This is a genomic window from Luteimonas wenzhouensis (assembly GCF_007859305.1).
In the GTDB taxonomy this organism is placed as follows: Bacteria; Pseudomonadota; Gammaproteobacteria; order Xanthomonadales; family Xanthomonadaceae; genus Luteimonas; species Luteimonas wenzhouensis.
In genome coordinates this window covers 92,912-105,877 of sequence record NZ_VOHE01000002.1, presented here as the reverse complement: position 1 = coordinate 105,877, position 12,966 = coordinate 92,912, and the positions used below count along the sequence as shown (strand labels likewise).

11 protein-coding genes are annotated in these 12,966 nt (G+C 73.0%); 6 read left to right on the top strand and 5 right to left on the bottom strand.

What is annotated here, in order from left to right; translation table 11 throughout:
• Positions 1 to 9 precede the first annotated feature (9 nt).
• The gene (queG, locus tag FQY79_RS03895; RefSeq protein WP_146311826.1) at positions 10 to 1,113 is read right to left on the bottom strand and encodes a tRNA epoxyqueuosine(34) reductase QueG; all 1,104 of its coding nucleotides are present in this window, start codon (positions 1,111 to 1,113) and stop codon (positions 10 to 12) included.
• 30 nt (positions 1,114 to 1,143) lie between these two features.
• On the opposite strand from queG, the gene FQY79_RS03890 reads away from it, so the two are divergent.
• The 6 genes from FQY79_RS03890 (at position 1,144) to FQY79_RS03865 (ending at position 8,833) form a co-directional block, all read left to right on the top strand.
• Positions 1,144 to 2,640 carry an NAD(P)H-hydrate dehydratase gene (locus FQY79_RS03890; protein ID WP_186759753.1) on the top strand — a complete coding sequence of 499 codons (1,497 nt, stop codon included), beginning with the start codon at positions 1,144 to 1,146 and terminating at the stop codon, positions 2,638 to 2,640.
• Positions 2,637 to 3,125 carry a tRNA (adenosine(37)-N6)-threonylcarbamoyltransferase complex ATPase subunit type 1 TsaE gene (gene tsaE / locus FQY79_RS03885; RefSeq protein ID WP_146311013.1) on the top strand — a complete coding sequence of 163 codons (489 nt, stop codon included), beginning with the start codon at positions 2,637 to 2,639 and terminating at the stop codon, positions 3,123 to 3,125. The genes FQY79_RS03890 and tsaE overlap by 4 nt, the downstream gene beginning before the upstream one ends.
• 75 nt (positions 3,126 to 3,200) lie before the next feature.
• A complete protein-coding gene (locus FQY79_RS03880) occupies positions 3,201 to 4,766 on the top strand; it encodes an N-acetylmuramoyl-L-alanine amidase (RefSeq protein WP_146311011.1) in 1,566 nt (521 codons plus the stop codon).
• A gap of 247 nt (positions 4,767 to 5,013) precedes the next feature.
• On the top strand, positions 5,014 to 6,840 hold the full coding sequence (gene mutL / locus FQY79_RS03875) for a DNA mismatch repair endonuclease MutL (protein ID WP_146311009.1): 1,827 nt from the start codon (positions 5,014 to 5,016) through the stop codon (positions 6,838 to 6,840).
• 2 nt (positions 6,841 to 6,842) lie between these two features.
• Positions 6,843 to 7,790, top strand: a complete 948-nt coding sequence (locus FQY79_RS03870; RefSeq protein WP_186759751.1) for a DUF1684 domain-containing protein — start codon at positions 6,843 to 6,845, stop codon at positions 7,788 to 7,790.
• Between the two features lie 89 nt (positions 7,791 to 7,879).
• The gene (locus FQY79_RS03865; RefSeq protein ID WP_146311005.1) at positions 7,880 to 8,833 is read left to right on the top strand and encodes a TraB/GumN family protein; all 954 of its coding nucleotides are present in this window, start codon (positions 7,880 to 7,882) and stop codon (positions 8,831 to 8,833) included.
• A 46-nt stretch (positions 8,834 to 8,879) separates the two neighbouring features.
• Here the strand turns inward: FQY79_RS03865 and rnfB are convergent, their stop codons facing one another.
• The 4 genes from rnfB to FQY79_RS03845 form a co-directional block, all read right to left on the bottom strand.
• On the bottom strand, positions 8,880 to 9,320 hold the full coding sequence (gene rnfB / locus FQY79_RS03860) for an Rnf electron transport complex subunit RnfB (protein WP_146311003.1): 441 nt from the start codon (positions 9,318 to 9,320) through the stop codon (positions 8,880 to 8,882).
• Positions 9,321 to 9,360: 40 nt separating this feature from the next.
• Positions 9,361 to 11,436 carry a methionine--tRNA ligase gene (gene metG / locus FQY79_RS03855; RefSeq protein ID WP_146311001.1) on the bottom strand — a complete coding sequence of 692 codons (2,076 nt, stop codon included), beginning with the start codon at positions 11,434 to 11,436 and terminating at the stop codon, positions 9,361 to 9,363.
• A 109-nt stretch (positions 11,437 to 11,545) separates the two neighbouring features.
• The gene (locus FQY79_RS03850) at positions 11,546 to 11,983 is read right to left on the bottom strand and encodes a DUF2147 domain-containing protein (protein ID WP_051322900.1); all 438 of its coding nucleotides are present in this window, start codon (positions 11,981 to 11,983) and stop codon (positions 11,546 to 11,548) included.
• A 157-nt stretch (positions 11,984 to 12,140) separates the two neighbouring features.
• On the bottom strand, positions 12,141 to 12,908 hold the full coding sequence (locus FQY79_RS03845; RefSeq protein WP_146310999.1) for an SEL1-like repeat protein: 768 nt from the start codon (positions 12,906 to 12,908) through the stop codon (positions 12,141 to 12,143).
• Positions 12,909 to 12,966: the final 58 nt, after the last annotated feature.

The window sequence follows — 12,966 nt, the reverse complement described above, 5'->3', positions numbered from 1 at the left end:
CCCGGCGGCTCAGCGGGTCGCTGGCACCGTTCCGGGCGCGACCCCGCGCGCCTCGTGCCTGCGCAGCGCCCAGTCCACGTGCTCGCGCACGACCGCATCCTCGTGGTCGCGACGTGATTGCAGCGCCGCCACCACCCGCGGCGTGGTCGGCGCGTTGCCCAGCGCCACGGCGATGTTGCGCAGCCAGCGCCGGTAGCCGCTGCGGCGGATTGCCGAGCCTTCGGTGCGGCACAGGAATTCCTCCTCGCTCCAGGCGAAAAGCTCGTCGAGCGTGGCCTCGTCGAGGCGGTTGCGGGCACGGAAATCCGGTTCGTCGGTGCGACGCGCGAACTTGTTCCAGGGGCATGCCAACTGGCAGTCGTCGCAGCCGAAGATGCGGTTGCCGATCAGCGGGCGCAGTTCCTCGTCGATCGGACCTTCGTGCTCGATGGTGAGGTAGGAGATGCAGCGCCGCGCATCGAGCCGGTGCGGGGCGACGATGGCGCGCGTCGGGCAGACCTCGATGCAGCGCACGCAGGTGCCGCAGTGGGCGCTGGCCGGCTCGTCCACCGGCAGCGGCAGGTCGACGTAGATCTCGCCGAGGAAGAACCACGAGCCGCCATCGCGGTCGATCAGGCAGGTGTGCTTGCCGATCCAGCCCAGGCCGGCGTCGCGCGCCAGCGCGCGTTCGAGCACCGGCGCCGAATCCACGAACACCCGGTGGCCGAACGGGCCGATGCGTTCGGCGATCCGGTCGGCCAGGCGCTGCAGCCGTCGGCGCATGAGCTTGTGGTAGTCGCGGCCGAGCGCGTAGCGGGCGACGTAGGCGCGCTCCCCGTCGGCCAGGGTGGCCCAGGCCTGGTCCGGGTCCTGGCCGTAGTCCAGCCCGACCGAGATCACCCGCACCGTGCCGGGCACCAGCTCGGCGGGGCGCGCACGAAGGTCGCCATGCCGGGCCATCCAGCCCATGCCGCCGTGCAGGCCCTGGGCCAGCCAGTCGCGCAGGTGGCGTTCGTCCCCCTCCAGGTCGACCCCGGAAATGCCGCAGCGCTGGAAGCCGGCGTCCCGAGCGAGTTCCCGGACCCAGCGCGCGGTGGCGCGCAGGTCGCGGATGTCGGCACTGGCAGCGGGAATCGGCACGCGCGAAGTATAGAATCCAGCGCAATGGACACCCCTTCCGGCCAACGCGGGACGCCGCTGTACGACGTGGCAGCGCTGCGCGCGCTGGAAGCCCGGATGGCCGGGCGCACGGGGGACGGTTTCGAGCTGATGGCGCGGGCCGGCCAGGCCGCCTGGCGCGAACTGCTGGCGCGCTGGCAGGGCGTGCAGCGCATCGTGGTGGTGTGCGGCCCCGGCAACAACGGCGGCGATGGCTACGAGCTGTGCCGGCACGCGCATGAGTCGGGGCGCGACGCCCGCGTGCTGCGGATCGATGCGCATGCCCCGCGCAGCGAACTCGCCCGGCGGGCCTTCGAGGCGTACCGCGAGGCCGGGGGGCGGGTCGCAGGCCTGGCCAGAGGCTTCGGCGGCGCGCAGGTGGTGGTCGATGCGCTGTTCGGCATCGGCCTGTCGCGCGCGCCGGACGAAGCGTCGGCGGCGGTGATCGAGGCGATCAACGCTTCGGGCCTGCCGGTGTTCTCGCTCGACGTGCCCAGCGGGCTCGATGCCGACCGCGGCAGCGCACCGGGCGCGGTGGTGCGCGCCAGCCATACCCTGCAGCTGCTCGGTCCACATCCTGGCCTCCATACCGGGCAGGCACTGGCGTGCACGGGAACCCTGGCGCTCGCCACGCTCGGCGCCGATGCCGCGCTGGCGCAGGTGCCGGTGGCGGCCTGGCGCCTGGCCGCCGGCGACCTGCGCGGCTGGATCCCGCGCCGCTCCCGCATCGCGCACAAGGGCGACAGCGGCCACGTGCTGTGCGTGGGGGGCGACCTGGGGCAGGGTGGAGCGGTGCTGCTGGCCGCCGAGGCGGCGTTGCGTTGCGGGGCCGGCCTGGTCAGCGTAGCGACCCGTTCGACCCATGTCCCGGCGCTGCTCGCGCGCCGGCCCGAAGCGATGACCCGGGGCGTCGACGGCGCAGCGGCGCTGGCGCCGCTGCTGGCGCGGGCGGACGTGGTTGCGGTCGGACCCGGGCTGGGCCAGGGGCCCTGGGGCCGCGCGCTGTATGCCCAGGCGCTGGCCTCGGAGCGGCCGCTGGTCCTCGATGCCGATGCCCTGAACCTGCTCGCCGGCGATCCGCGCGAACTGCCCGCCGACGCCATCCTCACCCCGCATCCGGGGGAAGCCGCGCGCCTGCTCGCGGTGGACACGGCGCAGGTCCAGGGCGACCGCTACGCCGCCGCGGCCCGGCTGGTGGAACGGTTCGGCTGCGTGGTGGTGCTCAAGGGCGCAGGCACCGTGGTGGCGGCGCCGGGCCAGGCGCCGCGGGTGGTCGCCGCGGGCAACCCGGGCATGGCCGTGGGCGGGATGGGCGACCTGCTGACCGGCTGCATCGCCGCATTGCGCGCCCGCGGCATGCCGGCGTTCGAATCCGCCTGCCTCGGGGCGCTGCTGCACGCGGTGGCCGGCGACCACGCCGCGCGCGACGGCGAGGCCGGGCTGTTGCCCACCGACCTGCTGCCCTGGCTGCGCACGCTGGCGAACGACGGGCCGCGCGCATGAGCGTGCTGGCGCTGGCGGACGAGGCGGCAACCGCCGCCCTCGGGCAGCGGCTGGCGCGGACCGCGCCGCACGGGGCGGTGGTCTACCTGCATGGCGAACTGGGGGCCGGGAAGTCCACCCTGGCCCGTGCCTGGCTGCGCGCGCTCGGAGTGGACGGCACGATCCGCAGTCCGACCTACACCCTGGTGGAGCGCTACCCGCTGGGACAGGATGCCGAGGCGCTGCACCTGGACCTGTACCGCATCGGCGCCCCCGGGGAACTGGAGTACCTCGGCCTGGACGAGTCCGGGGCCGCGCTGTGGCTGGTGGAATGGCCCGAACGCGGGGGCGACGCGCTTCCCGCCGCGGACCTGCACGTGCACCTCGAACTGGACGGGGCCGGCCGGCGCGCCAGGCTGGCGCCGGGCACCGGAGATGGCGCCCGGTGGCTGGACCGGCTGGGAGATGGACCCGACTTGCGGCCGACAGCTGAACCGCAGCCATAGGAAAGGTCGGCAGGTTGCCGATTTGAAAGGGAAAGTGCGTTGCAAATGAGGTCCATCAGTGATTGACTACGGCCCATGCGCGCGCGGGGAGCCCACCTTCAACAGCTGTTGCTCGGCCTGGCCCTGCTGGCGGCCCTGGCCTGGAACCTCGCGCATGGCGCCGAAATCCTCGCCGTCCAGCTCGGCAGCGGTCCGACCGGGACCCGCGCCGAGGTCCAGGTGGACGGCGAAGCCGAGTACCGCCTGATCCACCTGCAGGACCCTGCCCGCCTGGTTGTCGATCTGCCGGGGAGCCGTACCGCGGCCGCGCTCGCGCTGCCGCCGGCGGTGGGCGTGGTGAAGGGGGTCCGCACCGGCCAGCCGGTGGCGGGCACCACCCGCATCGTGTTCGACCTGGCCGCCCCGGTACGGGCCCTCAAGCCCCGCTTCGAGACCGGTCCCGGCGGCCTGCGCCTGGTGATCGAATGGCCGGGCGACGGCCATCCGGATCCGATCGCCCAGCTCGCGGCCAGTAGCTCGCCATCGCCGGCGACCGCCGGGGCGGGTGCGCAGTCCGCGACCGCATCGGCCGCCGCGCCCACGCCGGCCGCCCCGGCCTCCGCCTCCGCCGAGGCCCGGGGCGCCAGCGCCACCGCCGGGACAGGCGTCGACCAGGCCGAGGCTTCGGCCGCCGCCACCGCCCGTCTGCTGGCGGAGCTTCGCGAGTCCGGCCAGCTCCGGGCCGCGGCAGCGGCTGCACAGTCCGCGCCCGGTGGTGCGGCCATGCAGCGGCCGGAAGGGGAGGCGGTGGCAACCCCCGCCGCGCCGGCGCCCGAGTCCGCCCGGCCGGCCGCGACCGCCAGCGCCGAGGCGCCGCCGCCTGCGCAGGCGCCGCGTGCCGTCAGCGGTGGCAGGCCGCTGGTGATCGCGATCGACGCCGGCCACGGTGGCCAGGACCCGGGCGCGATCGGCCCCACCGGCATTCGCGAGAAGGACGTCACCCTGGCGATCGCGCGCGAACTCGCCCGCCAGGTCAACGCCACGCCCGGCCTGCGCGCGCACCTGGTGCGCGACCGCGACGTGTTCATCCCGCTCAACAACCGCGCCCGCATCGCGCGCCAGGCGGGCGCGGACATGTTCATCTCGATCCACGCCGACGCGGCCGAAAACCGCAACGCCAAGGGCTCGTCGGTGTACGTGCTCTCGCTGCGTGGCGCATCCTCGCAGCGCGCCCGCTGGCTGGCCGAGAAGGAGAACGCGGCCGACCTGATCGGCGGGGTGCGCGCGCCGTCCAACGACAGCGTGCTCACCAGCGTGCTGCTCGACCTGACCCAGAGCGGGCAGATGAAGGCCTCCGAGGACGCGGGCAACCACGTGCTCGCGGGCCTCAAGCGCATCGGCAACAACCACAAGCCCCACATCGAGCGCGCCAACTTCGCGGTGCTGCGCACGTCCGACATGCCGGCGATGCTGGTGGAGACCGCGTTCCTGTCCAATCCGGAAGAGGAGAAGCGCCTGGTCGACCCGGCGTTCCAGCGCACCGTGGCGCGCGCGATCCTGGACGGGGTCGATACCTACTTCTCCAGCCAGCCGCCGCCCGGCACGCTGTATGCCGCCCGCGCCGCCGCCAACCGCGTGGCCACGGCCGGCGGCAGTCCCTGAGTCCAACGTCCCGACGTTCCCGGGACCGGGCGCGGCGTCCGTCGCGACCGGCTCCTGGCGGCGGCATCGGCCCGTCGTGCCAGCGTTTGCGTTCGACCGCGCGCCGCCCGGGTTCCAGGTGGGCCAGGATGCCCGCGCCGGCCGCGTTCGCAGGAGCGTCCGTGGCGTTCACGCCGGACACCGCGGCCTGGCCGACCGGCGTCCACGGAGTCCGGGTCCGGCGCCGCCTGCCCGGTATCATGCAGGCATGCCGATCCAGCAGTTGCCCGACACCCTCGTCAACCAGATCGCCGCCGGCGAGGTGGTGGAACGTCCCGCCTCGGTGGTCAAGGAGCTGGTGGAAAATGCGCTGGACGCGGGCGCGCGGAGGATCGAGATCGACCTGGAGGAAGGCGGGGTGCGGCTGGTCCGGGTGCGCGACGACGGCGGCGGCATGGCCGCGGACGACCTGCCGCTCGCGGTCTCGCGCCACGCCACCAGCAAGATCGCCAGCCTCAACGACCTCGAGGCGGTCTCCACCCTCGGCTTCCGCGGCGAAGCGTTGCCTTCGATCGCCTCGGTCAGCCGCTTCCTGATCGGCACCCGGCGCGCCGGGGATGCGCACGGCGTCGCGCTCGAGGTCGACGGCGGCCGGGTCGGCCAGGTGGTGCCGAAGCAGCTGCCGTTGGGCACCGTGGTCGAGGTGCGCGACCTGTTCTACAACGTGCCGGCGCGGCGCAAGTTCCTGCGCGCCGAGCGCACCGAACTCGGCCATGTCGAGGAGTGGCTGCGATCGCTGGCGCTGGCTCGGCCCGACGTGGAGCTGCGGGTGTCCCACAACGGCAAGCCGTCGCGGCGCTATCGCGCGCTGGCCGGCGCCGGCGAGGGCCTGTTCGCCGACGAGCGCCTGGCCGTGACCCTGGGCGAGGAGTTCGCCCGCCACGCGCTGCGCGTGGAACATGCCGCCGCCGGCCTCCGGCTGCACGGCTGGATCGCGCAGCCGGCGTATTCGCGCGCCAGCGCCGACCAGCAGTACCTGTTCGTCAATGGCCGTTGCGTGCGCGACCGCAGCGTGGCCCACGCGATGAAGCAGGCCTATTCCGACGTCCTCTACCACGGGCGCCAGCCGGCGTGGGTGCTGTTCCTGGAACTCGACCCGACCCGGGTCGACGTCAACGTGCATCCGGCCAAGCACGAGGTCCGCTTCCGCGACCAGCGCCTGGTGCACGACTTCGTCTACCGCACCGTCAACGACGCGCTCGCGCATACCCGCGCGGGCTCGGCCGAGCCTGCGGCGGCGACCGCGCAGGCCACCGCCGCGCCCGCCCATGCGAGGCCCGCGCCGTCGGCCGGGGCGACGGCGGCCTGGAACGCGATGGCGCCGCAGGCGAGCATGCCGCTGCAGGTCGACGAGGCGCGCGCGGCCTATGCCGGGCTGTACGGCGGCGTCTCGCCGCCGCCGCCGCGCCCCGGGCCGGTGCCGCTGCCGCCCGCCGACGCGGCCGCCGGCGTGCCGCCGCTGGGCTATGCCATCGCCCAGCTGCACGGCATCTACATCCTGGCCGAGACCGCCGATGGCCTGGTCGTGGTCGACATGCACGCCGCGCACGAGCGCATCGGCTACGAGCGGCTCAAGGCCGCGCATGACAGCGAGGGGCTGCGCGCGCAGCCGCTGCTGGTGCCGCAGACGGTGGCGGTGTCCGAGCGCGAGGCCGACGTGGCCGAGCAGGAGGCCGCGACCCTGGCCGAGCTGGGCTTCGAGGTCGACCGCAGCGGTCCGGGATCGCTGCTGCTGCGCAGCGTGCCGGCGCTGCTCGCTCATGGCGATACCGAAGCGCTGTTGCGCGACGTGCTCGCCGACCTGCGCGAACACGGCGAAAGCCTGCGCGTGCGCGGTGCGCGCGACGCGCTGCTCTCGACCATGGCCTGCCACGGCGCGGTGCGCGCCAACCGCCGGCTCACGATTCCGGAGATGAACGCACTGCTGCGACAGATGGAGGAGACCGAGCGTTCGGGGCAGTGCAACCACGGGCGCCCGACCTGGGCCCACTTCCCGTTGGCGGAGATCGACCGTTGGTTCATGAGGGGGCGTTGAACATGGAAATGGCGCGACTGTGTGCGTGGGTACTGGTTGGACTGGCCCTGGCCGGCTGTGGCGCGGCGCCGTCGGGAGGGGAGGCCGGCGGCGGCGACGTTGCCGCTGCCGCGGTGGCGGCCGATCCCGCGTTCGTGGCCGCGCAGGAGGCCTGGCGCGCCGAGCGGCGGGCCGACCTGCGCCGCCCCGACGGCTGGGCCAGCCTCGTCGGCCTGCACTGGATCGAACTGCCGGCGCATTACGTGGGCAGCGGGCCGACCGCCGGCATCCGGCTGGCGAAGGGCCCCGAGCGCATGGGCCTGCTGCAGCAGCAGCGCGGGCAGGTGTTCTTCACCCCGGAGGCGGACGCGCGGCTGACCGTCGACGGCGAGCCCGCACAGGGCCGGTTCGAACTGTTCCCGGAATCGTCGCCGACGCCGACGGTGATCGGTTTCGACGACGGCAGGGGCCTGGTGACCCTGATCGAACGGGGCGGGCGCAAGGCCCTGCGGGTCAAGCATGCCGAGGCGGAGACGCTGGTCCGGATGGGGGAGCTGGATTACTGGCCAGCCGATCCGTCTTGGCGGATCCAGGCGCGGTTCGTGCCGCATCCGCCGGGGCGCACGATCCAGATCGTGGACATCCTCGGCCAGCAGGAAGCCCAGCCCAACCCCGGCGTGGTGGAGTTCGAGCGCGACGGCGTGCCCTACCGGCTCGAGGCGCTCGAGGGCGAGGACGGCGGGCTGTTCCTGGTCTTCGCCGACCGCACCAGCGGGCACGAGAGCTACGCCGCCGGACGCTACCTGTCGACCGCGGCGCCGGCGGCCGAGGGCAGCGTGGTGGTGGACTTCAACCGCGCCTACAACCCGCCATGCGTGTTCAGCGACTTCGCCACCTGTCCGTTGCCGCCGGCGGAGAACCGCCTCGACCTGGCGGTGACCGCGGGCGAGAAGCGGTACGCCCGGCCATGAGTCGCGTCCGCATCCAGCGGCCGCTCGCGTCACATCGGTGCCCGGCGTGCGTCCGGGTTGCGAACCGTCCCGATCCCCGAGGAGCATCGATGCATCCGATCCGCACACCATCGCGCCTGGTCCGCTGGATGCTGGCGGCCGTCCTGGTCGCGTTCGCCGGCGTGGTCCATGCCGAGGCCGCGCGCGAGGCGCCGGTCCCGCTGCTGTGGAAGGTCTCCGACAGCGACAATGCGGTGTACCTGCTGGGCTCGTTCCACCTGCTCAAGCCCGGCGACTATCCCCTGGCGCGCGACGTCGACATGGCCCTGGCCGATGCCGACAAGGTGGTGTTCGAGATCCCGCCCGAGGAGCTGGGGTCGCCGGCGCTCGGCCTGCAGATGGCGCAGGCCGCCTTGCGATCCGACGGCACCGTGCTCGACAGCCAGCTTCCCGGGGAAACCCGCCAGGCGCTGGCGACCTGGATGGAGGCGAACGCCGACCGGCTGCGGGCGCTGCAGCTCACGCCCCAGGCCATGCAGATGTTCGAGCCGTGGTTCGCCGGGATGATGGTCGCGATCGTGGAGATGGGCAAGGCCGGGCTGGATCCCTCGCTCGGACTCGACGCGCACCTGGCGCAGCGCGCGGTCCAGGCGGGCAAGGCCACCGGCGGCCTCGAGAGCGGCGCCGAGCAGATCGCGTTCCTCGATGGCATGGACGCCGACGAGCAGGTGCAGTTCCTGCAGGAGGCACTCGCCGGCGCCGAGCGTGGCACCGGGGAAATCGAGAAGCTGCACGCGGCCTGGCGCCGCGGCGATGCCGACACCCTGTGGGCGACCATGGCGGTGGCCATGCGCGAACAGTTCCCGAAGCTGTACTACCGGATCAACGTGGCCCGCAACGACGCCTGGGTGGAGCGGCTCGAAGGCAAGCTGCAGCGGCCCGGCACCGACGATACCCTCGTGGTGGTGGGCGCGCTGCACCTGCTGGGCGAGGATGGCGTGGTAGAGAAGCTGCGCGCGAGGGGCTACGAGGTCGAGCGCATCTGCTCGGCCTGCCGCAGGTAGCCGGACGCGCCCGGCGCATGCCGGCGGCGCGCCGCCGGCATGCGCTTCAGCCCGCCGGCGCGTCCTGGCCCTCGGCCGGGAGCATCTCGATGCAGTCCACCGGGCAGGCGGGCAGGCACAGCTCGCAGCCGGTGCACAGCGGCGCGAGGACGGTGTGCATGAGCTTGCTGCCGCCGACGATGGCGTCGACCGGGCAGGCCTGGATGCAGCGGGTGCAGCCGATGCAGTCGGCCTCCACGATGCGCGCGACCAGAGGTGGCTTGTGCTCGCCGCGGCCGCGGTCGTAGGGCCGTGGTGCCACGCCGAGCACGTGTGCCAGGGCGCGCGCGCCGGCATCGCCCCCGGGCGGGCAGCGGTCGATGTCCGCTTCGCTGCGGGCCATGGCCTCGGCGTAGGGGCGGCAGCCGTCGAAGCCGCACTGGCCGCACTGGGTCTGCGGCAGCAGCCGGTCCAGGCGTTCGACCAGGTCCGGTCGCGGCGCGCTCACGACAGGCCGACGTCGAACGGCGCCAGCGGCATCGGCCGGCTCAGCGCACCGGCATCCCGGGCTGCGCGCCGTCGTCCACGTCCAGCAGGGCGAGCGCGCCGCCGTCGAAGCCGGCGGACAGGATCATCCCCTCGCTCAGGCCGAAGCGCATCTTGCGCGGGGCCAGGTTGGCGATGAACACCACGTGGCGGCCGATGAGCTTCTCCGGCTCGCCGTAGCTGGCGCGGATGCCCGAGAAGATCTGGCGCTGGCCGAGCTCCCCGGCGTCGAGCACGAAGCGCAGCAGCTTGTCCGATCCTTCGACGAAGCCGCACTCGAGCACCTTGCCCACGCGCAGGTCGAGCCTGGCGAAATCATCGATGCCGACGTACTGCGGCGCCTCCGCGGGCTTGGCGGCCGCGGCGGCCTCGGGCTTCGTGGACAGGGTGTCGCGGGAGGCTTCGGTCATGGCGTCGATGCGCTTGGGGTCGATGCGGGTGAACAGGGGGGTGTAGGCGGCGAGGGTGCGGCCGTCGAGTTCGACGAAGCGGCCCGGCGCAAGCTCCACGCCGCCCAGGTACTGCTCCACACGCGCGGCGATGCCGGGCAGGATGGGCTTGAGCATGCCGGCGATGTCGGCGAAGGCCTGCAGCGCGGTGGCCAGCACCAGGTGCAGGTCGGCGCGGCGCGCGGGATCCTTCGCCAGCGACCACGGCGCGGTCTGGGCGATGTATTCGTTGACGCTGTCGGCGGCGGCCATGGCGTTGCGGGCGACCGCGGCGAAGTTGCCGCGGTCGTAATCGCCGGGCGCGCACGCGCACGCGCTGCGCACGCCTTCGCGCATCGCGCGCGCCTGCGCGTCCCAGCCGACGCTGGTGCCGGCGGGCGTGCCGGGCGGCAGCACGTTGCCGAATCCGGTCTCGAGCAGCTTCGCGCAGCGGCTGGCGATGTTGACGAACTTGCCGACCAGGTCGCTGTTCACGCGGGCGACGAAGTCCGACAGGTTCAGGTCGAGGTCGTCGACGCCCCCGGAGGACTTGGTGGCGAAGTAGTAGCGCAGCGCCTCCGGGTCCAGGCCGCTGTCGAGGTAGGTGCGCGCCATCACGAAGGTGCCGCGCGACTTGCTCATCTTGGCCCCGTCCACCGTCAGGTAGCCGTTGACGTGCAGCCGGTCGGGCAGGCGCAGGCCGTTGCCGTGCAGCACCGCCGGCCAGAACAGGCCGTGGAAGTTGACGATGTCCTTGCCGATGAAGTGGTGCAGTTCGGCGTGCGCGCCGGGCCGCAGCAGCTCCTCGAACGCGGCTTCGTCGAAGCCGGCCTTGCGGCCGCTGCGGGCCAGCGCGAGCAGGCTGGAGAAGTAGCCGATCGGCGCGTCGAGCCAGACGTAGAAGTACTTGCCAGGGTGGCCGGGGATCTCGAACCCGAAGTAGGGCGCGTCGCGGGAAATGTCCCAGTCGCGCAGGCCGCCCTCGGCGTCGATCCACTCGCGCAGCTTGGCCTTCACGCCCGGGACGGCGACCTCGCCCTCCAGCCAGTCGCGCAGCACCGTCGTGAAGTCGCCGACCTTGAAGAAGAAGTGCTCCGATGCGCGCAGCTCGGGCGTCGCGCCGGACACCACCGAGCGCGGGTCCTTGAGTTCGGTGGGCGAGTAGGTGGCGCCGCACGCCTCGCAGTTGTCGCCGTACTGGTCGGGCGTGCCGCAACGGGGGCAGGTGCCCTTGACGTAGCGGTCGGGTAGGAACATCGCCTTGACCGGGTCGTAGAGCTGCTCGATCGAGCGGCGTTCGATGTGGCCGCCTGCCTCGAGCGCGCGGTAGAAGCGCTCGGTCAGTTCCCGGTTCTCGGGCGAGTGGGTGGAGTGGTACCAGTCGAAGTCGACGCGGAAGTCGGCGAAGTCGCGCTCCTGGCTGGCCTGGGTACCCTTGATGAATTCCTCGGGCGCCACGCCGGCCTTCTCCGCGGCGAGCATGATCGGCGTGCCGTGGGTATCGTTGGCGCAGACGAAGTGGACGGTGCCGCCCGCCAGGCGGCGCGCGCGCACCCAGATGTCGGCGTGGATGTAGCCGACCAGGTGGCCGATGTGCAGGTGGCCGTTGCCGTAGGGCAGGGCGCTGGTGACGATGGCGGGGCGGTGCATGTCGACGGGATCGGCGGGGAGCCCGGATTATCGCATGCCGCATGCGGCACGACCGGCGCGGCGCCGGCCGTGCGCGGGCCTCGCGGCCCCGGAACGACGGGACGCGCGGCTACTGCCGGATCCACACCTGCGACTTGCAGATGAAGGCCACGCAGCCCGACACCTGGAGCCGGCTGCCGCCGTCGATCAGCTCCATCTTGGACTTGTACACCTTGCCCTCGTCGGGCTTGAGGATGGTGCCGCCGGCGTACTCGCCGCCGCCTTCGGGCTTCATGCCGCGGATGATCTCCATGCCCGTGATCGGCTGGTTGCGGCGATCGTCCTTGCACTTGTCGCAGGTCGGATTCGGCCGGCTCGGGTTGAGCAGTTCGACGATCCGGCCGGTGAGGGTGCCGTCGGCGGCCTGGGTGATCTCCACGATCGACTTGGCCTGGCCGGTCTGGTCGTCGATGGTCTTCCAGCGGCCGGTGGCCGGATCGGCGGACAGGGCCGGCAGCGCGACGGCCAGCAGGGCGCCCGCGGCGACGCGGCAGAGGATCTTGTGCATCTGGATCTGTACTCCCGAAAAGGAACCGAACGAAGAAGACGGGTGGCCGGCCGGGCCGGCATACCACTTGTAACGCATCGCGGGTCGCGCCGGCCGGGCGGGCGTCGCCGCGTTCAGGGCGGCGACATGGATGATCGCGCGTCCCGCGGGAATCGCGTCAGGGCGGGGATCCGGGCCGATCCGCGGGTTCCCCGGTCGGCGCCGGTTCGGCCGCCGGTCCCGCGTCGGTCGCCTCGCGTACCTGCTCCACGGCGCCCACGCTCACTTGGCCGATGCGCACGTTGGTCCAGATCCGGTCCTGCCACTGGCGGTACTGCACCGGGTCCCAGTATTCGGGCCGGTAGTACTGCGATGCGTCCATCGTGCCCACGCCGGGGACGTGGACCTGGACCTGGCTGGTCTGGGAGCCGAGGCGGCTGCCGGTCATCTTCCTGAGCTCGCGCTTGAACACCTGCGCCAGGCGCGGCCCGGTGACGTCGTCGCCGTACTCGGCGCGGATCGACGGCCCCAGGGCGCGGGCGCGGTCGCGCTCGTGCTCCTGCAGCTGCGACCAGTACATGTCGCGCTTGCGGACGAAGCTGGTGTAGCCGCGGTCGGCGGCGAGCTCCATCCACACGTAGGCCGCGGCCCGGTCGAGTTCCGTGCCCAGGCCGATCCAGAGCATTTCGCCGACGATCGCCTGCGATGGCTTGTCGCCGTACCAGGCGGCACGCTTGAACTCCGCGAACGCGCGCGGGTGGTCCTTCTCGCCGTACGCGTCGAGGCCGCGGGTGCGGTGCAGCAGGTCGGGATGGCCGTCGAGGAACCCGGCCGCGACCAGGAACGGGTCGATCGTCGGGTCGGTCCGGTTGCGGGCGATGGCAGGCGGGCCTACGGCGATCGCGAGCAGCAGGATGGACAGGAGGAGCGTCTTGGCGTCTCGCATCGTTGATGTCGGCTAGGACCAAGGGACCATGTTCGACGACAAGGACCGTCGCCGTGAC